This window comes from Mycobacterium sp. URHB0044, assembly GCF_000620625.1.
In the GTDB taxonomy this organism is placed as follows: Bacteria; Actinomycetota; Actinomycetes; order Mycobacteriales; family Mycobacteriaceae; genus Mycobacterium.
On sequence record NZ_JIAW01000001.1, the window covers coordinates 359,142 to 381,652 of the forward strand.

The window sequence follows — 22,511 nt, forward strand, 5'->3', positions numbered from 1 at the left end:
ACCAGCTACGTTTGACGAGCTAGTCTAGACTAGTTAGTCTAGCATGGTCGCCCGGCCGGGCATGACCGACCTCATTCACCTTGACCGCCTCACCTTCCGGACGGATCAGATGCCTGTAACCTCAGAGACCGTTGAACCCGGCGTCCGTGTTCTGACGATCGACAGAACCGAAAAGCGCAACGCCTTCGACATTCGCATGTATGAGGCACTGGCCGAGGCGGTTTCGGATGCCGACCATGATCCGGACGTACGCGTCGTGGTGATCACCGGGCGCGGTGGCGTCTTCACGAGTGGCAACGACCTCGCCGACTTCCGGGATCATCCCGACTCAGTTGCACCGTTCACCCTGCTGCGCGCCCTCGTCGAGGCGGAGAAACCCATCGTCGCGGCGGTCGAGGGATTTGCGGTTGGCATCGGTGCGAGCATGCTTCTGCATTGCGACCTGGCCTTCGCGGGTCGCTCGACCGTGTTCGCGCTGCCCTTCGTGAAACTCGGTCTGAGCCCGGAAGGCGCCTCAACCCTGTTGCTACCGCGCTTCGCCGGCATCAAGACCGCCACGGAGCTGTTGATGCTGGGAGATAAGTTCGATGCCGACCGTGCCGAAAGCGCCGGCCTGATAAGCCATCTCGTTGCCGATGGACAGGCGCTATCCGCAGCACGCGATTCCGCGATGTCGCTGCAGGCGTTGCCCGCCGAATCGGTGCGGATCACCAAGCGCTTGCTCCACCGCGACAAACCCGACGTTCTACAGGCAATCGATGAGGAGTCTGAGCTGTTCCGGCAGCGCACCCATTCAGTGGAAGCCAAGGAAGCGATCGCACGTTTCCTGAAGTAGCCAACGTGGCGTGCCCGCCACCATTCGGCTCTCCCCGATGGCGGGTGGCCCGGTACGCGTCGATCACGCGGGAAAGTCCCTCAATGCGATCGACGCGGCACCGGACCAACGCCGTCAACGTCCTTCGAAAGACACCTCGTCGTGGTTCTTGATGAACTTGCGCGCTCCCTGCTCGAGTAGCAGACCGACGGCGTATTGCATGTCGCGGGTTTCGAACACGCTGGTGGCCTCCTCGAGCACAAATGGGTCTGTCGCGCGCGAGTTATGGGTAAGCGCGTGCCGAATGATGCGCTTGGTCTGGAGGTGCGCCATCGTCGGTCCCTTTGCGATCTTCTTGGCGACTGTCACGGCGGTGCTGTGCAGCTCAGCAAGGGGCACCACGCGATTGACGATGTTCCATTGAGCGAACTGCTCAGCGCTGTAATGGTCGGTGGTGTAAACGATCTCGCGCGCAATCGCCGGCCCACAGCGCTCGGCCAACCGGTAGGCGCCGCCAAGGAATGTCGTCGCGCCGATCATGGCCTCAACCTGTGAGAAGACCGTGTCGTCCGAGGCGTAGATGAAGTCACAGGCCAGCGCCAGTTCCAGACCGGCCGCAAAGCACATCCCGTTGACCGCGGCGATGATCGGGAATGGGGCGTCCTCTAGCTCGGCAATCAACTCCATTGCACCGGACAGCGAGTCCCGTCCTTCTTGCTGCGTCTTCCCGTGGAACAGCGAGACGTCTGCGCCTCCGGAGAACAGCGGCGCGTCACTCTTGATGACCATCGCTCGGGCACCGTCCGCGGTGGCCTTTTGCACCGCGTCTCGCAAGCCCGTGATCTGAGCCTCATCGAAGAGTTCGGCTGGCGGGTTGACCGTGGTAACAATCGCCACGTAGTCAATCAGATCAAGATCCACACGACTCATTACATCTCCTGCTGTTGGGAACCAGTACGCTCAAGCAATTAGACTAAAGCGTCTAGACCATACCGTCAAGAAGTTCGGGGCGGCTGATAGCGTTGCCGGGTCGTGATCCCAGCCAGCATGCATTGGTGCGCAGATTGTTTCAGCGAATCGCGGCTCGTCGTCGGATGCCGCATGTCACCGTTCAGGCAGTGGCGATGTTCAAACTGACGTGTGTTCCGTGGGCCTCGCGGTAGTCACCTGGCGACAATGACAAGTGTCGCCGGAATTCTCGACCGAGGTGGCTGGCATCGCAGAATCCCCAGCGGTGCGCGATCGCGGCGATCGAGAGGTTCGTGTTGACGAGATCGGCTCTGGCGGCGGCCAGGCGGTGCTTTCGGACGATGGATCCGACGGTGTCGCCGGTTGCTTCGAATGCGCGGTGAACGGTTCTGGGCGCAACGTTGTGTGCTGCAGCCAGATCCTGGACCTTGACGGCGCCGGCTGAGAGGTGGTCCACGATCCACGTCTCCAGCTGTCGCCGCAGCAGCGGCAGGAGCTCACCCTCGCCCGCATCGGGGCGCTCACTGGCCCGCAGCATCCCGGCGATCAAGGTCAGTAGCGCGTTGCGCGCGGCCTCGATCTCTACGGCGGACATCCGGCCGGATTGGCCGTCGATGCCGATGAGAAAGTCCTGCAGAATCGCCGCTAGCGGGTTTTCGGCGGTGCCCATGAGCAGGTACTCGGGCAGGCGGCTTCCGGTGTCGAACGGGGAAAGGGCAGTCATGGGCACTTTGATGGTTCGTTTCGTCAGGCGATCGGGGATGACGAAGCTGCCCGTTGCGCGAGTGCTGGTGATCAGAACTGCCCCGGGGCGCAGCGCCACGGCCTGGTCCGCGAACTCGAAGATATGTGTACCTGCGGAGACGGTGAAGACCAGCAAGGCGTCATCGTCGCGACGCGTGTAACTCTTGCGTCGAACGCCCTCCATCGGGGGGCCTTCCCAATCGGTGATGAGCAGATCCCCGAGGTCGCGGATCGTGAAGGAGCCGAAGCCTCCGGCCCACTCCTTGCGCCGCAGGTCCGTGCCGAAGATCCGGTCACGAACGGCCGCTCGCCAATGGAAGTCCTGCTCTTCCAATGCCGCTCGGTCGGTCCGGGGCAAGGTTGATTGAGCTGGTGTCACAGCCTGCCTCCTGCCGGTACCGCTTCTACATCTGGACGGGCGGTGTCGCTACGGCCCGACTTTGCTGTAGTTTCCTCGGATCCAACCGTCATTACTTGTCTCAAGGCGACAAGGATTTGTCTTTGCGTGTCTGTTGCACGACTCGGCGAACACGTGCGGGAGGTCAGAACCATCTGTCGCGCATCCCGACCGTGGTGTCATCAAGACTGGCTAGCAGATCTAATTGCGTTGACGCCTTGGTAAGTTCGTACCGAAAGAAATAACGCGATGTCTGGCGTTTGCCATCGTAGAAGTCGCCGACGCAGCCATGGGCGGCAACGACTTGCTGAAGCCAGATCCACGCGACGACAGTGTGGCCGAAAGCCTCCAGGTAGACCACGCTGTTGGCCATCGCAACGTCGAGGTCACCGGAGCCGAGCAGCTCGTGGGTCACCCCGATGAGGCGCTCCCATGCGTTGTCGAGTTGCTGCGCCTGCTCGGAGGCTTCACCACCCAGGGCAGCGGCGTCTGCGAGGGTCTTCTCGATCGCGATGCCGAGCGCCGCCAGTCCGGCGCCTCCGTGATGTCGAACCTTGCGGCCCAATAGATCCAGACTCTGGATACCATGTGTGCCTTCGTGGATCGGGTTGAGTCGATTGTCGCGATAGTGCTGCTCTACGTCGTACTCGCGGGAATAGCCGTACCCGCCATGCACCTGGATGGCCAAGCTGTTGGCCTCGAGGCACCACTGGGACGGCCAGCTCTTGGCTATGGGCGTCAAGATGTCGAGCAGCAATTCGGCATTCATGCGTTCATCCGCCGAATCCGAACTGTGCTGGATGTCGATCAAGTTGGCGCAGTACAGCAGGAGCGCCATTCCGCCCTCGACGTAGGCCTTCTGAGCCAACAACATCCGTTTCACGTCGGCGTGCTCGATGATCGGCACCTGGGGTGTCGATGGGTCCTTGGCCGTTGGCGGACGTCCCTGCAGACGCTCGCGGGCATATCGCAGCGACTTGAGGTAGCCCGTGTACCCGAGCGAGACGGCGGCCATTCCGACGCCGAGGCGTGCCTCGTTCATCATCGTGAACATGTAGGTGATGCCGCGGTGGGGTTCACCCACGAGATAGCCGACTGCGCCGGGCTTTTCGCTGGGTGTGAAGGCGCCGTCGCCGATGTTCAGTACGGTGTTGGTGAGCCCGCGTTGACCCATCTTGTGGTTCAGGCCCACCAACGCGACGTCGTTGCGCTCACCGATCGTGCCGTCGCCATTGATCAGGTACTTCGGCACGATGAACAAGGAAATGCCCTTCGTGCCGGCCGGAGCGCCGGGAATCTTCGCCAGAACCAGGTTGACGATGTTCTCGGTGAGCTCGTGCTCTGCGCCGGAGATCCACATCTTGGACCCGAAGAGCCGGTAAGTACCGTCAGGCTGGCGTTCAGCACGGGTTACGACGTCCGCGAGCGATGAGCCTGCCTGCGTCTCCGAGAGCGCCATGGTGCCGGAGAATCGGCCCGACAGCATTGGCTTGACGAACGTGTCGACTTGATCGTCGGTGCCGAACCGGTTGAGCAGGTTGGCACTTGCCATCGTGAGGATCAAGTAGCCCGCGGTGCTCACGTTGGCAGCTGAAAACCACGCGAGCGCGGCTTGGGCGACGACGGTGGGCAGTTGTGACCCGCCAACCCGCTCGTCCATCGCGAACCCGAGGAGGTCGGCTTGGGCGAACGCGGTCCACGCCTCCTTCACCTCGGGGATCATCGTCACCGTTTGTCCGTCGAAGCTCGGCTCATTGGCGTCGCTCTTCGTGTTGTGTGTCGCGAAGTGGCGTGTCGCAAGGTCTTCGCACAGGTCGAGTAACGCGTCAAACGTTTCGCGTGAGTGCTCGGCGAAGCGCTCCTGTTTGGTCAGTTCGTCGACGCCCAACCATTCGAAGAGTAGGAAGTCGATGTCACGCCTCGACAGCAGTACTGATTGCATGACAGTCCTTCCAGGCTGGCCATCTGGGGTGGGCGACGTAGCCGTAAAATCCATTGTGGTGGTGGCGTTTTGGGGCTGAGTTGGCCGGCAGGGCGTCAGGTGCGAACGTAACGCGCCGCTGCTTCGGCACGGTTGGCTGCCCGCAGCTTCCGGAGAATGTGTTGGACGTGCGATTTCACCGTGACCTCCGTGATGAAGAGCGCCTCGCCGATGGCGACATTGGTGGCTCCAGCGGCGATCATGTCGAGCACTTCCAACTCACGGCGGGTCAAGAGCGAGAGCGGGCCACCTTGAGCTGGCGCGTCGAGCCGACCTGCTTCTTGGTGTCCAGTTCGAGCAGGCTCCAAGGGTCGCGTGAAGTCGACGGTGTCCTCGATGAGGTCATCGAACAGCCCGATTCCGGCACTGAGCAACTTGCGCATCTTCGTCTCGTGCACGCGGATGCGCTCAGTGAGTTCACTGCGTTCGAGCGCCATCGCGAGAACATCGGCGAACATGGCGAGGACAGCACGATCGGCGCGGTCGAGATCGCCACCTTGCCGATCGGCATGGATGATGGCCACCGCACGCCCGGCGACCGTGATTGGCGCGGCCACATAGGCGCGACAGTCGAGCGCAATCATGATGGGCTTGTAGGTCAGAGGATCGGTGAGAGCATCGTGGGTCAAGACGGGCAGGCGGCGGCGCAAGACTTCACCCTCGTGGAAGCTATGGGTCACCACGGGTGGGTCTTCTCGCCAGGAATCCAGCCGCCGGTCGAAGTCCTCCGGATCTTCGCCGGCATGCCACGCTATCGGGATGAGCTGTGACCCGACGACGCGAGAGATCACCACCCGGCTGAACCCGCAGCACCGCACGAGCTCGACGGCTCCCTGCTTGAGGAGCTTCGTCGGAGAGGCGTTCGAACGCAGCCCGAGCAAGCCGTGGCGCAGGCCCTCGAGTGTCTCGACGGCCGTGGACATGGGCTTCCCCACTTCGTCGTGGGTGGTCTCACCGATGAGAGTCATATACGGAATGGAGCTCCGCTTACAGTGGTGCTGTTGATTTCCAAGGTCGTACACACCTGTCGTAAATCAGTCCCCGCTGAATAGATTTCACGCTAGGGATGAGGAACCCGAAACGCTAGAACGGGTGTGCCAATCGGTGGGACTGCGGTGCCACCCAAATCGGTGCTACCACCGGGGCCCACGAATCTCTTTCCGGGGCCGGCCCTTTAAGACTGGCGGGTGCGGCTGAAGGAGGACAGGTCGATGGCTCGTTTGAGCACCTTTCCTGTCGGGCCCAGCGGCAGCTCGCCGACGATCCGCACGATCCGGGGGTAGCTGTAGCTCGCGACCCGCTCCTTGACGAACTGGGTGATCTCCTCGTTCGTCGCCTCAGCGCCGGGCTTCAGCATGATGACTGCGGCAACCTCCTCCCCGACTTTGTCGTTGGGTACGCCGATCACGGCGGACAGTGCCACCGCCGGATGTTCGCTCAAGACGGCCTCGATATCGGACGGATACACATTGTGCCCGTTGCGAATGATGAGTTCCTTCTTTCGATCAACGATCCTCAAGTAGCCATCCTGGTCGATCGAGCACAGATCGCCCGTGGAGAACCAGCCCTCGGAGTCGATCACGGCATCGGTCGCCTCCGGACGTCCGAAGTATCCCGACATCACACCGTGTCCTCGCACGAGGAGTTCCCCCACGGCGCCCACGGGCAAAGTCAGGCCTTCGTCGTCGACGACTCGATGCTCGATGCCCCATAGTGGGGGACCAACTGTGCCCTTCCTCGGCTGACGAGGTCGGCACACATGCGTTATGGGTGAGGTCTCCGATAGCCCATAGCCCTGAAGGACTGGTACTAGCAGCTCTTGCTCGAGGTCCTCCTGGAGGCCGGATGCCAGCCCGCTGCCGCCCGAAGCCAGCCATCGGAGCGAGGACACGTCCCTTCGCCGGGATCTTTGCTCCGCCAACAATGCCGCGAGCATGCTCGGAACTCCCATGAGCACCGTAATCCGGTGACGCTCGACGAGGTCCAAGGCTTCGGCGGCATCGAAACGAGGTTGAAGCACCAGCTCGGCGCCGGATTGCAGGCCCGCGTTCATGATGCAGCTCTGACCGAAGGAGTGGAAGAACGGCAACGCCGCCAGTGAGACGTCACCGGGTGTCAGTTCAACCGCGTCACTGAAGAGGCGCGCATTCCACACCAGGTTGTCGTGGGTCAGAGCCGCGCCCTTCGGGGCGCCGGTGGTGCCCGATGTATAGATGATCACCGCAATATCGGACGCGTCGGTACACACCACCTCCGCACTGCCCGTCCCAGCCTCAACGCTGGCGACGAGGTCGGGCAGCCCGGTGTCCGGCCCACTCGGCGGCCCGGCCGAGTACACCAATCGGACGCCGCAGGCCTCAGCGGCCTTGGCCGCCGCTTCGTGAAAGCCGTTCCATGCAACGACAACCGTTGGTGTGCAGTCTCGGAAGATGTACTCGAACTCCACTGCAGTCATCAACGGAGACAGCGGAACAACCGTGGCGCCGGTGCGCAAGGCGCCGAAGTAGACCGCGGCGAAGTGCGGCACGTTCGGCATCACGACGGCAACCCGATGGCCGGGGCCGACGCCCTCGCCCGCGAACAGGCGGGCGCACTTCTTGGCGAGACTGTCGAGGCTCCCAACCGTCAGCGTGAGATCGCCGCTCCTGAGTGCGATCCGTTCGGAGTTGACGGCTACTGCGCCCGAAAGGATCTGGGCAGTGTTGAGCACTCTGATGCCCTCCTAGTTCTTTGGTTTACCTCTATGACAAACCTAGGGAGGACTTTGGTCTAGGAAAACCGTTCTTCGAAGGACATGGATCCGGCGGTAGGAGGATGTTGCGTGGCTCACAGCGGTCATAGCATCGGCATCATCGTCGAAGAGAGGTTCAAATATGCGCATCGAGGATGCCGACGTCGTCGTTGTCGGGTGCAGACCGGCCGGCGCAAGTACGGCGATAACACTGGCCCAGCACGGCCGGAAGGTGATTGCGCTCGACCGGGCGAACTTCCCCTCGGACACGTTGTCGACACACCTCATGACACCAACGGTCGTCGCGACGGTTCGGCGTCTGGGGGCACTCGACCGCATTCTGGCGACCGGGGCTCCGCCGCTGCATGGCTTCCGGATGTACGCCGAAGACTATGAGCCCGAATGCCACTATCAGACGCCCGAGGGAATCGACTACGGGTTCAACGTCCGGCGGCCCGACTTCGACGCCGCACTCGTGGACACCGCGCGAGAAAGCGGAGTCGACGTCCGAGAGGGCACCAAGGCGGTGCGGCCCTTCTGGGCCGGTGGTCGCTTGTCAGGAGTGTGGACCAAGAGCGCCTCGGGTGATGAGGTTCTGATCCGGGCGCGTGCGGTGATCGGCGCGGACGGCAGGCGTTCGACGGTGGCGGGCTGGGTAGGTTCGGCTGAGCCGTACCGCATTTGGCCGAATCAGCGCGGGATGGTCTGGTACTACGTCGACGACCCGCGGCCGGTGCGTGACTCGTGGCTGATGACCCGGGTGGGCGACACGATCGGCTTTCACTTCCCCTGTAATGACGGTGCGCTGGTGCTCTTGATGCCCCCTCGGGCCGACATCGCCAAGTTCCGGTCCGATCCCGACAGCATGTGGGCGACCAAGCTGGCCATGCTGCCGAGGCTGCGCGAGCTGGTGCAGGGAGTGAATGTGCAGACCAAGCAACGGTATACCGAGGACCTATCCAGTTACTTCAGAATTTCCTCGGGGCCGGGGTGGGCACTGGTGGGTGACGCTGGGCACTTCAAGGATCCGGTGATCGCCCACGGCATGCACGACGCGGTGCTGTGGGCGACCGTACTGGGCGACAAACTGGGGCCCGTCCTCGACAAGGATGACAGCAGCATCGACAAGGCGTTGCGGTCCTACGAGCGCGAGCGTGATCGCGGTGTCTTGCCTAGCCTGTACCTCGCGGGCCGGTACACCCGTACCCATTCCCTCGCCGCCCCAGAGGCCGAGCTGTGGCGGGAATTGGAAACCAGCCCGTCGTTCAACAGTGAGTTCGGCAACGCGTACACACGGACTCTCTCGTTGGAACGTCTCTTCTCGTTCCGGCGGCTTGCTCGATGGTCGGCCAAATCGCTGATCCGCTCACGCGAGGACCGTGCGGGGACCCTACGGTTCAGTGCAGCAGAGCTCAAGCTGAAATTCTCGTTCCTTAGGGATAAGGCCGAAATCGCGCTGCGTGGGCGTGCGCGTGCCGGCAACGCGCGCCGTTGGCGTGACGGCTGGTCCGATGCGGTTGCGCTGCAACGCCACACCGTCGTCACGACGAATGCACCGCGGACTTGGGGTTACCACGGAAAAGGTTCTTCTCGGCCGGTTCCAGCCTTCAACGAAGCGGTGGGCTTACTCACTGCTGCCAGCATTAAGCATGACGATCTCGCGAGTCTGGAGCCACGATGACCACATCGCCCAACGGCAAGACAGCACAGCGCAAGATGCTGCGGATTGCCGTCGTCCAACCACATCTCGCCGTTGGCGCAGTGGAGATGAACCTTCGTCTTTGCGCATCGTTGGTCCGGGAAGCGTCGGTAATGCACTCGCCGGACGTGATCTTGCTGCCCGAGGCGATGACTTCACCCAACGTCTTCCATCGATCGTTGCGGCGAGTTCCCCAACCCGTCGACGGTGCTCCGTATCAGATGATCGTACGGCTGGCTCAAGAACTGCACTGCACGGTCGGCGGGGGATTTCTGTCGGTGCGGGGGCAACACGCTCGACACACCTACGTCTTGGCTGAACCCGACGGCACGACCCACCTGCACGACAAGGACGAGCCGTCGATGTGGGAAACCAACTTCTACACAGCGGGCACGGACCATGGACTGACCTCCACCTCCTTCGGAAACGTCGGCATGGCAATGGGATTCGAGTGGGGGCGCTCGCGTACCGCGAGGCGGTTACGCAACAAGGTCGACGTCGTCCTGGGCGGGTCGTGTTGGTGGGGAGGCCCGACATGGCCGGTGATGCGTGACTGGATGGCACGCGACCATCAGTACAACGCCTTGGCGTGTGGTGCAGCGCTGACCACGATGGCGCGGATGGTCGGCGCTCCGGTCGCGGTCGCACAGCATGTGGGACCGGTCGAGTCGGACACACCGATGCTGCCCGGTGTCGGTTGGTCGACCATGTTCAGTGGCGACTCGCAGATCGTCGACGCCTCGGGCACCATCCTCGCGCACTTGGGTCCCGAGGACTACAACGCAATCGCCTGCGCCGAAGTGGAAATCGGCCCGCAGGAGCCCATTCACCCCATTCCCACCGGCTTCTGGACGCAACCGGCGGCGGGAATAGTCCAGGGCCTCTGGCATTACCAGAAGCTGCACGGCCGCATCTCCTACAAGGTTAGGCACGCACTGGGTGGGTTCCCCTGGCAGCAGGGCGTACCTACCGATCTGCCGAACTACATCCCGGCAGACGCATCCTCTGAGCTCACGCTGGGCGCCCTGGCCGCCGGACCCGTCGAAGAAGCGATCACCGCGACCACCGACGACACGGAGGCACAGCTGACATGACGGCGCCGGCGTATCAAAACGATCTGCCCTAACAACACCACGAATCCACCGTCCTCGATTCGAGGACCGCCGACGGCCGACTGGCCATGTGCGTGCAGAGCAGGTCCGACGGTTTGGCAACAGGTTGCAGTCAAACGCCGTGAACTCTGCGGTTGTGGACGGCGAGGTCGTGCGGGTCGCGGTCATCGTCGATCCCGAAACTGATGATCTGTTCGGTATGGATACGAATAACTGACCCGTCGCGTCTGTCGCCTGGCTGGGCAGATGCCCTGATCGCTTCAGCATGACCGCGGATTTCTACGCAGCGCACACGCCACGGAACGGTCGAGACAAGATCATCGACGACGAACGCCACACGCCCGTTATTGGACACATTCCGGAACTTTTGGCTGCTGGCCATGTCGATACCGGCTATTTCAAAGCAACCGGTCTGAGGGTCGAAGGTGTAGCAGACCGGGCTAACTTGGAGGCGCGCTCCCGCCTGCATAGTGGCGATCCGGCCTAGCGGCTGAGCAAGCAAGTAAGCGATCTCTGCGTCGGTGAACATGACAACTCCCAAGGTGGAATGGACAGAACGAATCTGTCGCCACCTCCTCCCCAACCAAATTGGGGTCTCGCGCCCATCTGCGACGTCATTCTCGGGTGCGGGATACGGAGTTCCAGTTACAACTTAGCGGACAACGCTCCCTTGCGCGAAGCCGCCTCCACCCGCCGTCGGACCCGTTGACCAAGACCACTGTGGCAGACCTGCGATCCACGGGTCTCGACATTTGCTCGATGGCGTCAACATTCGTACACGAGCGGTGCCAACGTCCACCCGTGGAATCACAGGGCGGCCCGCAGTGAACACGCCGGTGACATCAACCGCCGGCGGCAACTTCGTCATGGCACTGCCAGCGATACCACTTCAGCCACGCACGCCGGCTTGTCGCTCCCGTCGCGCTCTATGGTCACCCGCAGGACAATCATTGGTCCGTTCGGCCGTTGCGTGAAGTCGATGAGTTCCACTCCACCGCGGAGTTTCGACCCAACGGGAACCGGTGCTGAGTACCGAACCTTGTTGCTGCCGTAGTTGACTGCCATCGTCAATCCAGATATCTCAAACGCTTCGCTGAGAAATAGCGGGATGTGCGATAACACCAGATACCCGTGAGCGATCGTGGCTCCGAACGGCCCATCGGCGGCTCTTTGCGGATCGGTGTGTATCCACTGGTGGTCACCAGTGGCGTCAGCGAACTGATTGATCTGCTCCTGGGTGATGGTGTGCCAGTCGCTGTAACCCAGATGCGTACCGACTGCACCACTCAATTGGTCCAGGGTCCACGTGCTCATGTAGGTGTCCTTAAGTGTTGTTAGATCCGGCGCATGAGTTTGAGCAATACGTCAGCGATGGTGCCGTAGGGCGGATACAGCATTTGACCACCGGTGCGTCCAAAGATGTGGCGTTGGTACATGACTGGGCGCAGATGCGACATCGCGTCGAACCCTTCGCGCCCGTGGTAGGCGCCGTGTCCTGATCCGCCGAGTCCCCCGAAGGGCAGATCGTTTTGCAGGTAGCCGACCATCAGGTCGTTGACCACGGCGCTGCCGCTGGGAATGCGGGTCAACCATTTCTGTTGGCGGCGCTTCCCGTCGCTGAGCAGATACATCGCCAGCGGTGTCGATCGGGAGTTCACGAAATCGACTGCGGCGTCGTCGCTGTCGTATCCGATGATCGGTAGGACCGGCCCGAAGATCTCGTCTTTCATCACCGTGGAGTCGGCCGGTGGGTTGATGATCATGGTCAGCGGAAGCTGCCGGCGTTCCCTGCCCAACTCGGGATCCTCGGCGGTGATGATCTCCGCGCCGAGTGCCTGGGCTTCGGTCACGTAACCGGTGATGCGGTCGTAGTGGCGTTGGTTGAGTATCGCGGTGTACTGCGGGTTTCCGGCAGCCTTCGGGTACAGCGCGCGGGCTGCCTGTCGCGCGGCGACGGCGAACTCCTTCTCGCGTCCGCGCGGCACCAGGACATAGTCCGGTGAGACGCACACTTGACCGCCGTTGTAGAGCTTGGCCCACGCGACGTTGGCGGCCGCGCGCTCAAGCGGGTAGTTACCGTCGACGATGACGGGGCTCTTACCGCCCAGTTCCAGGGTCACGGGGGTGAGGTTCTCGGCGGCAGCCTTGGCCACGATCTTGCCCACCGGGGTCGATCCGGTGAACAACAAGTGGTCGAACGGCAGCGTGGTGAACTGCGAGGCCACCTCACCGCCGCCGTCGGTGACGTAGAACAGCTCCGGGCTGAAGTTCTCCTCGATGAGGCGCTTGAGCACCGCCGACGTGTGCGGGGTGAACTCACTGACCTTGAGCATCACCCGGTTGCCCGCGGCCAGCGCGGTCGCCGCAGGAATCAACGCCAGGTGCAGCGGGAAGTTCCACGGGGAGACCACACCGACGACCCCCAGCGGTCCCGGCTCGACGCGGTTCTTGGCCGGCATGTACCAGATCGAGACCGACCGCCTGCGCGCCGACATCCATGACCGGAGCCGGCGCCGCATGTAGCGAATGATGCTGATCGTGCCCACGATCTCCGACATCTCGGTCTCGAACCCCGACCTGGTGCCGAAGTCCTTGTTGGCGGCTTCGGCCAGAATGGTGCGATTCTGTTCGATCAAATTCTGCAACTTGAGCAACGTGGCCCTGCGCATCTGCAATGACGGCGCAGGGTTGCGGTCGAACGCGGCACGCTGACGCGCAAACACCTCCCCGAGCTCACCGGCAGCGACCGACTCCGCGTGATCGCCGCCCGCCACGCTAACCGCGCCGTTACCCACCCGCGCCGCCGAAACGGTTTTGGCCTTATCAGTGGTAGTCATGAAAACTCCTTCTCTAAACCGCTAACTCGAAACAAAGACAACCGGGCCCGAGAACGAGCCGTGAAGTCAGGCGATCTCGAAGAGTCCGGCGCCGCCCATACCGGTTGCAGCGCACATGGTGACGACGACATACTTCGCCCCGCGCCGCTTGCCTTCGATCAAAGCGTGCCCGGCCATACGCGCGCCGCTCATTCCGTAGGGATGGCCGATCGAAATCGCGCCGCCGTTGACGTTGAGGACCTCGTCGTCGATTCCTAGCTTGTCGCGGCAGTACACCACCTGCACGGCGAACGCCTCGTTGAGTTCCCACAGTCCGATGTCATCGATGCTGAGACCGAATCGATCCAACAGGGCAGGAACCGCGAAGATGGGACCGATGCCCATCTCGTCAGGCTCAAGACCGACGCTGGCGAAGCCGCGGAAGTACCCGAGGGGTTGCATCCCTTGACGTTCGGCCTCTTCGCCGCTCATTACGATGACGGCAGACGCCCCGTCCGAGAGTTGACTGGCGTTGCCGGCGGTGACGCAGCCATCGGGACGAGCGACTGGCTTGAGCGACTGAAGTCCTTCGAGCGTAGTGCTCGGGCGGTTCCCTTCATCCTGGGTCAGGGTGACGGTCTCGAAAGACTCTGCGCCAGTCTGCTTGTCGACGACGCGTTTGATCGACTCCATCGGCACGATCTCTTGATCGAAGAGTCCTTTGGACTGCGCCAGGGCGGTGCGCTGCTGGCTTTGCAGCGAGTAGGCGTCCTGTGACTCTCGGCTGACGCCGTACCTGTCGTACACCACCTCGGCGGTCTGAAGCATGTGCATGTAGTAGTCGGGCTTGTGCTGCAGTACCCATGGCTCCGTGACCATCGGGTCGACCCCCGGTATCTGGCCCTGGCTGATGGTTTCGACGCCGCCAGCCGCAACGACATTGAGTCCCTCGTTGAGCACCTTGTAAGCACCGACGGCGATGGCTTCCAGTCCCGAAGCGCAGAACTGGCTCACGGTGAGACCCGGTGTGGTGACCGGGATTTCGGCTCGGAGCGCGATGTGTCGGGCAATGTTTCCTCCGCCCGAGCCGTGCGGCATGGCCACTCCCATGACGATGTCTTGCACCTCGGCCGGCTCAATCCCCGCCTTTTCGATCGCATGCTTGACGGCATGTCCACCCATCGTGGCGGGGTGGGTGTCGTTGAAGGCGCCACGATAGGCCTTCCCGATCGGGGTGCGGGCGGTTGAGACGATGACGGCTTCACGCATTTTGAATCCTCTGGTGATGAATCGATAAGTGTTGTTGGCAGAAGGGTTTGGGAAGGTCAGCGACCCACGTAGTTGCCAGTGCGCTTCTCCTTGAACGACGCCAGTCCTTCGGCCGCATCCTGTGTGCCCAGGATGTGGGTACGCAAAGGCCCGATCGCGTTCAAGCCGGCTTGTAGTCCCTCGTCGTGGACGCGGCGGGCGACGGCGAGGGTGTGGCTTACGCCGATCGGTGCGGCACCGGCGATCATCGTCGCCAGTTCGATCGCGCGCTCCTTGAGCCGGTCGGCCGGAACTACTTCCTGAATCAACCCGATCCGCAGCGCCTCCTGCTCATTGAGCATGTCTCCGGTGAGCAGATAGCGCATGGCATTCCCCCAGCCGACCCGATCACTCCAGCGAGCGGCGCCACCTCCGAATGCAAACAGGCCGCGAGCAACCTCAGGCTGCCCGATGAAGGTGCCCTCGGCGGCGATGATCATGTCGCCGCACAACGCCAACTCGAGTCCGCCCGCGAAGCACATGCCGTGAACGGCGGTGATCAGCGGCTTGGATAGGCGGGCGCCCTCGGTTCCGAACGGGTCGTACTCGTCTGGGCCGTAATTCAAGCCGCCGCTCTCCGTCAATTCATGAAGTCGCGTCAAGTCGGCGCCCGCGCTGTACACGGCGCCCTCCCCGTACAACACGGCGCAACGCAGATTGTCGTCCTTGTCGTAGCGCGAGTAGATGGCCGAAAGTTCGGCGAACATCTCCGGCGTCAAGGCGTTCCGCTTCTCTGGTCGGTTGAGTCCGATCAGTAACACATGACCCTGGACCTCGGTGACGACGCCACCGGTCGCCTGATTCTGTCCTGCCTGTACTTCGGCTGTAGTGCCCGACATCTGCGGTCCTCTCCTTGGGGTTGGCCTCCAATGACGGTACGAACCAGGCTGATGTCTCGAATAGAACAAACACGCCTGACGGTGGTACACGAGTGCCAGGGCCGCGCGACTCACCCCTACTTGACGCCTCCGTCTAGACGTTTTAGTCTAAAGCGACGTGCAGTGAACGCGCTGAGACGTTTGCGCTTCTATCGCCCCGCTGCGGACCCATCGAGTTAGGAAGCACCGGATGACCGACATCGCCCTGGACGTTTTCACCTCCGAAGCGCTAGAGCTGGGGAATGGCGGGATCTTCTCGCCCACCACCTCGACGCTCATCATCGGGGACACCCAAGCGATACTGGTGGACACTCAGTACAGGGAATCCGACGTGCGCGAGGTGATTCGTCGCATCGAGGCATCGGGCAAGACTCTGACGACGATTTTCATCACGCACGGCCACTTCGACCACTACTTCGGACTCGACATGCTGTTAGCGGAGTTTCCCGACGCACGGGCGGTGGCGACTCCGTTGGTGGCCGCATACATTGCCGGAAACCACAGTACGGAAAGGAAGTTCGCCGTCGAGCTTTGCGGCAGCCATGGCCTCGACAGCACTGTCGTACCTGAGCCCCTCGATTCTGGGACCCTGCAGCTGGACGACGATGAACTCCGAGTCATCGACCTCGAGCAGGCCGACATCTCTCCGACGTCGATCGTGCACATTCCATCCATTGGCGCGGTGATCGCCGGCGACGCGATCTACAACGGAGTCAATCCCTTCCTGGCGGCCAGTGGTCCCGCCGACTGGCCGAAGTGGGTGGCCAGCGTCGACCAGATCGCCGCACTCAACCCGACGACGGTGATCGCCGGTCATAAGTCACCGACGCTGGGCGACGACGCGGCATGCATCGGTGAAACCCGCCACTACCTGACGAAGTTCATCGAGTTCTTCGGCGCTAGCGCCGACTCGCGGGAACTGGTCCGGCGTATGCAAGAGCTCTATCCCGACCACGTCAATCCCTCGGCGTTGGTGATGTCGGCTGTCACCGCGTTCAAACGAAAGAAGCGCCAGGACGCCTAGCGCCAGGGACAGCTTCGGCCCGTCGGGTCGCCGGCGGTAGGCGAACCGGTCTAGACTTGATCGTCAAACCTACGATGTGAGGGATTTCGGAACTACAGCGGTGTAGGTGCGAATCCTTCCTTCACCAGCATTTGAGGTCGAGAGATGAACAGTCAAGACGTAGAAGCCTTACCGCACAAGGAGCGTCTGCTCCGGCATGGCACGAAGTTGTTCTACGCGCAGGGGTTTCACGGCACTACCGTTGACGCCATTCTTGCGTCTGCCGGGGTGCCCAAGGGATCGTTTTATCACCACTTCGGCTCGAAGGACGTCTTCGGTCAGGCGGTTCTCGACCGCTACATGCAGTTTCAGATCGACCTCTTCAACAAGTGGGCGGTCAAGAAGAACTTGAGTACATCCGCAAAGCTGGTCGGGTACTTCAAAGAGATATCGCAGATCTTCGTCAAATCCGGTTACGAGCGGGCGTGCCTCGTGGGCAAGTTCTCCACGGAGGTGGCCGCCGCCTCCGACTCATTCCGCGAACAGCTGGACACTCAGTTGCAGGCTTGGAAGGGCGGCATCGTCGATCTGTTGGCGGCAGGTCAGGCCGACGGCGACGTCCGGCAAGACCGAACTGCCGAGGATCTCGCTGATGCAGTGCTTTCTCTGATCCAGGGTTCGCTCGTGATCGCCCTCTCCACACGGGATAAGCACACCTTGGCCGCGGTGGCGACAACGATCAAGATCGTCGTCGAACCGAGCGCTTAGGTGTGATCGGTTGCAGCGCTTGGATTTTCTCCGGGATGCGACAGTAGGCGGTAGCCACGTCGACCGTTGCTCGTAGCGACTTCCGGGCTTGACGATCCGGTCTAGACGATTTAGTCTAAGCATCGCGGCGCCTCCCGTGCTGCACCGGATACGGTCCGCGATTGCGTCGATCGTCAGACGCAACTAATGGAAGAAACTACGCATGTCTGAAGCCAACACCCAGCGCGTCGCCATTGTGACGGGCGCAGCACGCGGCATCGGCGCCGCAGTCGCGACACGGCTCGCGGCAGACGGCCACGCCGTGGCGATCGTCGACCTCGACCAGCAAGCGTGTAAGTCGGTTGCCACTGCAATCGAGGACAAGGGCGGCACCGCTGTTGCGGTAGCGGCCGACGTCAGCGACGAACATTCCGTCACCGATGCGACTGCGGCGATCGCGGACCAGTTGGGAGGTCCGACGATCCTGGTCAACAACGCCGGCATCACGCGCGACAACGTGTTGCGGAAGATGTCGGTAGACGATTGGGATGCGGTGACCGCTGTCCACCTTCGCGGGAACTTCCTGTTCAGTCGAGCTGTCCAGCCGCACATGCGCGAAGCCGGCTGGGGCCGGATCGTCAATCTCTCCAGCGTCTCGGCGCTCGGGAACTTCGGTCAAATGAACTACGCGGCGGCCAAGGCAGGCGTGCAGGGGATCACCAAGACCTTGGCGATCGAGCTGGGTCCCTACGGTGTCACGGTCAATGCGGTGGCGCCCGGATTCATCGAGTCTGAGATGACGGCGGCTACGGCAACGCGCATGGGCGTGTCGTTCGATCAGCTCAAGGAAACCTTCGCCGCCGACATCCCGGTTCGCCGAGTTGGCCAGCCCCAAGATATCGCGGCCGCAATCGCCTTCTTCACTTCCGAGGAAGCGTCCTTCGTGTCCGGTCAGATTCTCTACGTCGCCGGCGGCCCCAAAGCGTGAGGCACTTTCACCCGTCAACGTCCTAACCCGATAGCGAAAACCCATACTAGATAGAGAGTTGAACATGCAGGAGCTATTTTCAGTTCGCGGTAAGAAGGCGATCGTCACTGGCGGAACCCGTGGCATCGGGTACATGATCGCCCACGGTCTGCTGGAGGCCGGCGCCGCTGAGGTCTTCATCACGTCACGCAAGGCAGACGCCTGTGAGCAGGCAGCGCAGGAACTTGGAAAGCTCGGCAAGGTGCACGCATTCGCGCGCGATCTGAGCCAGGAATCCGAATGCCGGCTCTTCGTCGAGGAGGTTGAGGCACAGACGGATTCGATCGACATCCTGGTCAACAACGCGGGAGTCAGCTGGGGTGCACCGATCGGGGAGTATCCCGAGTCCGGCTGGGACCGCGTGATGGACCTCAACGTCAAGGGAGTCTTCAACGTAACGAGGTTCGCCCTTCCGCTGCTCGAGAAGGCGTCCACCCCAGACGATCCGGCGCGTGTGATCAACATCGGTTCCATCGACGGCATCATTGTTCCCATCTTCAACAACTACGCATACTCCGCGTCGAAGGCGGCGGTGCACCACCTCACCACTCACCTCGCCGCAGAGCTGGCTCCGACGATCCTCGTCAACGCGATTGCTCCTGGACCCTTCCCCTCGAAGATGATGGAGGCGACCCTGCGTGACCACGGAGACGAAGTGCGCGCGATGACGCGTGTCGGTCGCGTTGGGACACCGGAAGACATTGCTGCAGCGGTCATTTACCTGTCCTCGCGGGCCACCACGTACATGACCGGCGCGGTCATCCCCGTCGACGGCGGCATCAGTACGACAGGGCCGGCCCACTGAAATTCCCCGACATGGGCGACTGGACTGCAGGAGACCAACGGTGAGGAGAATTTCGTGAAGATCGGACTCAATACGGGCTATTGGTCGGCCGGTCCACCCAACGGCGTGCTGGATCAGATCGCAGAAGCCGAGCGACTGGGCTTCGACTCGGTATGGACGGCCGAGGCGTACGGCTCGGATGCCTTGAGTCCATTGGCGTGGTGGGGAGCGTCCACCGCCACCTTGCGACTCGGTACTTCGATCATGCAGATGTCGGCCCGCACCCCCACTGCCACGGCGATGGCGGCGATCACCATGGACCACCTGAGCGGTGGCCGCTTCATTCTCGGGCTCGGAGCATCGGGGCCGCAGGTGGTAGAGGGTTGGTACGGGCAACCGTATTCGAAGCCGCTCGCCCGAACTCGCGAGTACATCGAAATCGTGCGCCAGGTCATCGCGCGCGAAGAGCCGGTTGTCGCCGGCGGACAGTACTACCCGCTGCCTCATCGCGGTGGCACGGGGCTAGGCAAGGCACTCAAGTCGACGGTTCATCCGCTACGCCAGGACATTCCGGTGATGCTCGCAGCAGAAGGCCCAAAGAACGTCGCCTTGGCCGCGGAAATCGCCGATGGCTGGCTGCCATTTTGGTTCTCGCCGAAGAGCGATGGCTTCTACCGCGCGGCGCTCGCTGAGGGATTCGGCCGATCGGGGAGTAGGCACCAGGGTCTGGATACGTTCGAGGTGGTGTCGATGGTGCCGGTGATAGTTGCCGACGACGTCGACGCGGGCGCCGACCTTTTGCGGCCCATGCTGGCCCTGTACATCGGGGGGATGGGGGCGAAGGGGGCGAACTTCCACTACGAAGTCTTCGCCCGAATGGGCTATGAAGGCGAGTGCGCCAAGATTCAGCAGCTCTACCTCGACGGCCATCGAGAGGATGCGATCGCAGCGGTGCCCACTGCACTGGTCGAAGACGTTGCCCTGGTGGGGCCACTCGACAAGGTCAAGGGCGAGGCCGTGTCGTGGAAGGAATCAGTCATCACGACCGCCCTCATCAGCGGACCGGCTGCGCAATTCGAGACGATCGCCGAGATCCTCGCGTGAAATTCCGAGAGCCCGACTAAAGGTCGAGGACTAGGCGGTCACCGCGAGCGCGGGAGACACAGATCAGCATCTTGTTGCCGGCGGCGCGTTCCGTGCCGTTGAGGACGGAGTCGCGATGGTCGATCTGTCCCGACAACACTGCGACCTCGCACGTGCCGCAGACGCCCTCTTCGCACGATGACATCATCGGCACCCCAACGTCTTCGATGGCGTCGAGGATCGACATGTCCGGGGTCACGGTCACCGTCTCGCCGGAGAGCGCAAGTTCGACCTCGAACGTCTGGTCTGCGTCGGCGCCCTCGATCCTCTTCGGCGCGAAGCGCTCCAGGTGCAGCGCTCCTGCCGGCCACTTCGTGCTGGCGGACTCGACCGCATTGAGCAACGGTTCCGGGCCGCAGCAGTACACCGCTGTCCGCCGCTTCGGGCGACCGAGCAGTGACTTCAGATCCAGGTGTCCGTACTCATCCTGCGGACGTATCTGCACCCGCTTTCCGTAGGTGCTCTGCAGCTCATCGCGGAACGCCATCGATGACCGTGTGCGACCCCCGTAGACAAGGCGCCAGTCGGCGCCTTGCGCGTGAGCAGCCGCCACCATCGGCAGGATCGGGGTGATCCCGATCCCACCTGCGATGAACAGATAGCGCTTCTCGCTTACGAATTCGAAGTTGTTGCGCGGACCTCGAACGTGGATCCTTTGGCCTTCGACCAAGTCGTCGTGCACATGGCGTGATCCACCGCGGCTGTTCGGTGCGCGCAGCACCGAAACCTGCAGGCTGGACCGATCGGTAGGGTCTCCACACAATGAGTACTGCCTTACCAAGTCGTCGCCCAGCATCAGGTCGATGTGGGCGCCGGGGTGCCATTTGGGTGCCGGCCGGCCCAGTGGATCGCGCAACGTCAGCATCACGACGTCCTCGGCGACGACCGACTTCCTGTCTAAGACGAGGTCGTGTTCGGTGTCCACGAAGAACATGTTCATGTTCGGCTCTTCTCGTTGGGGTCAGCTCGGGGAAGTGTTCTGCCACGCAGAGTTACGTGGGGAAGCAGCGCGCGAAAATGCGCAAGAGCAATGGTGAACCCTTGATCTTTATGCGTCGAGTCACGAGTGCCCATGGCATGGAAGCCTGCTTGTTCAGGAAACGTATCCAGGTGTCCGAGTCTGCGGTGACATGGATGTCGGGCTTGCCGTGGTGTCCCTCGGCCACATCGAGTTCTCGGTCGCGGATGGTCACGGTGATCCTCCGCTTCTCGGATCCGGTGAAGGTGAAGTGGTACATCACGGAGACGTCTTTCGCTTGCTCACGTTGGAAGATGATCGGCAGGCCTTCGACAAGGCCGTCGATACTCGTGGCTCGCAAGGTCTGTCCGACGTGCCTGACGGTTTTGTGGGGATAGCGCTTGGTCACGAACTCTTCGGCGTCGGAACCTTCGATGACGTAGACGGGTTCCACTTTCGCCTGCAGGGGACGCACCACGTCGGCGAGGTGTGACTTCTTATCGTCGAGCCAGGGTCCGAGCACGTCCTCACCGGCCGGACAGACCGACATGCAATACGCAGCCTTGTAGTTGGCGCCGAAGGACAAGCTTTGCCACATGGACGCCGATTCGCTCGCGGTGACTTTCGAGCGGAAGTCGATGGAGTCCTTGCTGTCGGCGACGTCCTCGACGAAGTCGGTGAAGCCACCCATGAATTCGCGGTAGTTGTGGCTGTAGCAGGCGGAGAAGTCGAAGTGCCCGTCCGAGGCGATCGCACCAGTGGGGCAGGCGGTCACGCACAGTTTGCATTCGAGGCAAGGGTTGTAGCTGATCGGTTGCGAGTAGTCGCTGACCTCCGCATCGATCAGCACCGTGCCCAGCAGAATGAAGTTACCGAACTTCGGGTGAATGATGTTGCGGTGTATGCCCATCTTTCCCAGCCCGGCCGCCACCGCGACCGGCTTGTGACTGACTACCCATGATTTCCGGGGAAAGTTGTTCATTTCCATGGGAAATCCCATTGCTGGACTGATGGCGCGCACACCGACCGCTTCGAGCTTGGCGGCTATGCTTCGGCCGACGTCATCGGAATGGTCGCCGGTGTGGTGGAACTCCAGGTTGGCCACCGAACGTGCCGGAGTGCGGATGTTCTCCCGGTTCATCCGGCACACATAGCTGACCAATACCTTGACGCCCGGCAGCGCTGCGTTGAGATCAGCCCTTTGGTCTTCGATCTCGGGCCGATCGACGTGCACGAACCCCACGTCGTCGGCGCCGGCGTCGAGACACAGTTGGCGCAACCAGGACTCGTCCAGTGGCTTGGCAGGCTTTACGTCGGCGTCCCGCTGCCGCACCGCGATCACATTCGGATGCTCTTCGAGCTTGTTCTGCTTAGCCACGAGAAAGTGCCTCTCTTGAACG

Annotated in this window: 20 protein-coding genes; 8 read left to right on the forward strand and 12 right to left on the reverse strand. The window is 62.2% G+C overall.

Translation table 11 applies throughout. From position 1 onward, the window contains the following. Positions 1–61: 61 nt before the first annotated feature. Complete coding sequence (locus N536_RS0101740; protein ID WP_231514380.1) at positions 62–835, forward strand: enoyl-CoA hydratase-related protein; 774 nt, start codon at positions 62–64, stop codon at positions 833–835. 114 nt (positions 836–949) lie between these two features. On the opposite strand, the gene N536_RS0101745 is transcribed toward N536_RS0101740, so the two are convergent. The 5 genes from N536_RS0101745 to N536_RS0101765 all read right to left on the reverse strand — a co-directional run bounded on the left by N536_RS0101745 (position 950) and on the right by N536_RS0101765 (position 7,615). Beyond that, positions 950–1,744, reverse strand: a complete 795-nt coding sequence (locus N536_RS0101745) for an enoyl-CoA hydratase/isomerase family protein (RefSeq protein ID WP_029112032.1) — start codon at positions 1,742–1,744, stop codon at positions 950–952. A 181-nt stretch (positions 1,745–1,925) separates the two neighbouring features. Beyond that, positions 1,926–2,861 carry an AraC family transcriptional regulator gene (locus tag N536_RS0101750; protein ID WP_231514381.1) on the reverse strand — a complete coding sequence of 312 codons (936 nt, stop codon included), beginning with the start codon at positions 2,859–2,861 and terminating at the stop codon, positions 1,926–1,928. Between the two features lie 208 nt (positions 2,862–3,069). Next, on the reverse strand, positions 3,070–4,866 hold the full coding sequence (locus N536_RS0101755) for an acyl-CoA dehydrogenase (protein ID WP_029112034.1): 1,797 nt from the start codon (positions 4,864–4,866) through the stop codon (positions 3,070–3,072). Positions 4,867–4,961: 95 nt separating this feature from the next. After that, a complete protein-coding gene (locus N536_RS0101760; RefSeq protein WP_029112035.1) occupies positions 4,962–5,873 on the reverse strand; it encodes a LuxR C-terminal-related transcriptional regulator in 912 nt (303 codons plus the stop codon). 206 nt (positions 5,874–6,079) lie between these two features. Beyond that, positions 6,080–7,615: an AMP-binding protein gene (locus tag N536_RS0101765; protein ID WP_051574151.1), complete on the reverse strand. Its 1,536-nt coding sequence runs from the start codon at positions 7,613–7,615 to the stop codon at positions 6,080–6,082. A 163-nt stretch (positions 7,616–7,778) separates the two neighbouring features. Between N536_RS0101765 and N536_RS37110 the strand changes: the two genes are divergently transcribed. Together N536_RS37110 and N536_RS37115 are read left to right on the forward strand one after the other, a co-directional pair. After that, the gene (locus N536_RS37110; RefSeq protein ID WP_051574152.1) at positions 7,779–9,317 is read left to right on the forward strand and encodes an NAD(P)/FAD-dependent oxidoreductase; all 1,539 of its coding nucleotides are present in this window, start codon (positions 7,779–7,781) and stop codon (positions 9,315–9,317) included. Next, positions 9,314–10,429: a carbon-nitrogen hydrolase family protein gene (locus N536_RS37115; protein WP_029112037.1), complete on the forward strand. Its 1,116-nt coding sequence runs from the start codon at positions 9,314–9,316 to the stop codon at positions 10,427–10,429. The genes N536_RS37110 and N536_RS37115 overlap by 4 nt, the downstream gene beginning before the upstream one ends. Positions 10,430–10,559: 130 nt before the next feature. Here N536_RS37115 and N536_RS0101780 read toward each other — a convergent pair whose 3' ends face one another. The 5 genes from N536_RS0101780 to N536_RS0101800 form a co-directional block, all read right to left on the reverse strand. Beyond that, positions 10,560–10,976 carry a PPOX class F420-dependent oxidoreductase gene (locus tag N536_RS0101780; protein ID WP_029112038.1) on the reverse strand — a complete coding sequence of 139 codons (417 nt, stop codon included), beginning with the start codon at positions 10,974–10,976 and terminating at the stop codon, positions 10,560–10,562. A gap of 335 nt (positions 10,977–11,311) precedes the next feature. Further along, the gene (locus tag N536_RS0101785; protein WP_029112039.1) at positions 11,312–11,761 is read right to left on the reverse strand and encodes a MaoC family dehydratase; all 450 of its coding nucleotides are present in this window, start codon (positions 11,759–11,761) and stop codon (positions 11,312–11,314) included. Positions 11,762–11,781: 20 nt separating this feature from the next. Further along, positions 11,782–13,284, reverse strand: a complete 1,503-nt coding sequence (locus N536_RS0101790; protein WP_029112040.1) for a coniferyl aldehyde dehydrogenase — start codon at positions 13,282–13,284, stop codon at positions 11,782–11,784. A gap of 66 nt (positions 13,285–13,350) precedes the next feature. Continuing rightward, entirely contained in the window at positions 13,351–14,532 is a 1,182-nt protein-coding gene (locus tag N536_RS0101795; RefSeq protein WP_029112041.1) for an acetyl-CoA C-acyltransferase, read from the reverse strand. 56 nt (positions 14,533–14,588) lie between these two features. Further along, positions 14,589–15,410, reverse strand: a complete 822-nt coding sequence (locus tag N536_RS0101800; protein ID WP_029112042.1) for a crotonase/enoyl-CoA hydratase family protein — start codon at positions 15,408–15,410, stop codon at positions 14,589–14,591. A gap of 229 nt (positions 15,411–15,639) precedes the next feature. Between N536_RS0101800 and N536_RS0101805 the strand changes: the two genes are divergently transcribed. The 5 genes from N536_RS0101805 to N536_RS0101825 all read left to right on the forward strand — a co-directional run bounded on the left by N536_RS0101805 (position 15,640) and on the right by N536_RS0101825 (position 20,114). Beyond that, positions 15,640–16,473, forward strand: coding sequence for an MBL fold metallo-hydrolase (locus tag N536_RS0101805; RefSeq protein ID WP_029112043.1), 834 nt, complete (start codon positions 15,640–15,642; stop codon positions 16,471–16,473). 144 nt (positions 16,474–16,617) lie between these two features. Next, the gene (locus N536_RS0101810) at positions 16,618–17,220 is read left to right on the forward strand and encodes a TetR/AcrR family transcriptional regulator (protein ID WP_029112044.1); all 603 of its coding nucleotides are present in this window, start codon (positions 16,618–16,620) and stop codon (positions 17,218–17,220) included. Between the two features lie 202 nt (positions 17,221–17,422). After that, positions 17,423–18,187, forward strand: a complete 765-nt coding sequence (fabG, locus tag N536_RS0101815; protein ID WP_029112045.1) for a 3-oxoacyl-ACP reductase FabG — start codon at positions 17,423–17,425, stop codon at positions 18,185–18,187. A gap of 64 nt (positions 18,188–18,251) precedes the next feature. Further along, positions 18,252–19,031, forward strand: coding sequence for an SDR family oxidoreductase (locus N536_RS0101820; RefSeq protein ID WP_029112046.1), 780 nt, complete (start codon positions 18,252–18,254; stop codon positions 19,029–19,031). Positions 19,032–19,085: 54 nt separating this feature from the next. Then, entirely contained in the window at positions 19,086–20,114 is a 1,029-nt protein-coding gene (locus tag N536_RS0101825; RefSeq protein WP_029112047.1) for an LLM class F420-dependent oxidoreductase, read from the forward strand. Between the two features lie 16 nt (positions 20,115–20,130). On the opposite strand, the gene N536_RS0101830 is transcribed toward N536_RS0101825, so the two are convergent. Both N536_RS0101830 and N536_RS0101835 read right to left on the reverse strand, forming a co-directional pair. Beyond that, positions 20,131–21,093, reverse strand: a complete 963-nt coding sequence (locus N536_RS0101830; protein WP_029112048.1) for a PDR/VanB family oxidoreductase — start codon at positions 21,091–21,093, stop codon at positions 20,131–20,133. 52 nt (positions 21,094–21,145) lie between these two features. Continuing rightward, positions 21,146–22,345 carry an SCP2 sterol-binding domain-containing protein gene (locus N536_RS0101835; protein ID WP_369798362.1) on the reverse strand — a complete coding sequence of 400 codons (1,200 nt, stop codon included), beginning with the start codon at positions 22,343–22,345 and terminating at the stop codon, positions 21,146–21,148. Positions 22,346–22,511 lie beyond the last annotated feature (166 nt).

Coding starts and splice junctions, on each gene's coding strand:
- N536_RS0101740 (WP_231514380.1), top strand. CDS start 62: ATGACCGACCTCATTCACCTTGACCGCCTCACCTTCCGGACGGATCAG.
- N536_RS0101745 (WP_029112032.1), bottom strand. CDS start 1,744: ATGAGTCGTGTGGATCTTGATCTGATTGACTACGTGGCGATTGTTACC.
- N536_RS0101755 (WP_029112034.1), bottom strand. CDS start 4,866: ATGCAATCAGTACTGCTGTCGAGGCGTGACATCGACTTCCTACTCTTC.
- N536_RS0101760 (WP_029112035.1), bottom strand. CDS start 5,873: ATGACTCTCATCGGTGAGACCACCCACGACGAAGTGGGGAAGCCCATG.
- N536_RS37110 (WP_051574152.1), top strand. CDS start 7,779: ATGCGCATCGAGGATGCCGACGTCGTCGTTGTCGGGTGCAGACCGGCC.
- N536_RS37115 (WP_029112037.1), top strand. CDS start 9,314: ATGACCACATCGCCCAACGGCAAGACAGCACAGCGCAAGATGCTGCGG.
- N536_RS0101780 (WP_029112038.1), bottom strand. CDS start 10,976: ATGTTCACCGACGCAGAGATCGCTTACTTGCTTGCTCAGCCGCTAGGC.
- N536_RS0101785 (WP_029112039.1), bottom strand. CDS start 11,761: ATGAGCACGTGGACCCTGGACCAATTGAGTGGTGCAGTCGGTACGCAT.
- N536_RS0101790 (WP_029112040.1), bottom strand. CDS start 13,284: ATGACTACCACTGATAAGGCCAAAACCGTTTCGGCGGCGCGGGTGGGT.
- N536_RS0101795 (WP_029112041.1), bottom strand. CDS start 14,532: ATGCGTGAAGCCGTCATCGTCTCAACCGCCCGCACCCCGATCGGGAAG.
- N536_RS0101800 (WP_029112042.1), bottom strand. CDS start 15,410: ATGTCGGGCACTACAGCCGAAGTACAGGCAGGACAGAATCAGGCGACC.
- N536_RS0101805 (WP_029112043.1), top strand. CDS start 15,640: ATGACCGACATCGCCCTGGACGTTTTCACCTCCGAAGCGCTAGAGCTG.
- N536_RS0101810 (WP_029112044.1), top strand. CDS start 16,618: ATGAACAGTCAAGACGTAGAAGCCTTACCGCACAAGGAGCGTCTGCTC.
- fabG (WP_029112045.1), top strand. CDS start 17,423: ATGTCTGAAGCCAACACCCAGCGCGTCGCCATTGTGACGGGCGCAGCA.
- N536_RS0101820 (WP_029112046.1), top strand. CDS start 18,252: ATGCAGGAGCTATTTTCAGTTCGCGGTAAGAAGGCGATCGTCACTGGC.
- N536_RS0101830 (WP_029112048.1), bottom strand. CDS start 21,093: ATGAACATGTTCTTCGTGGACACCGAACACGACCTCGTCTTAGACAGG.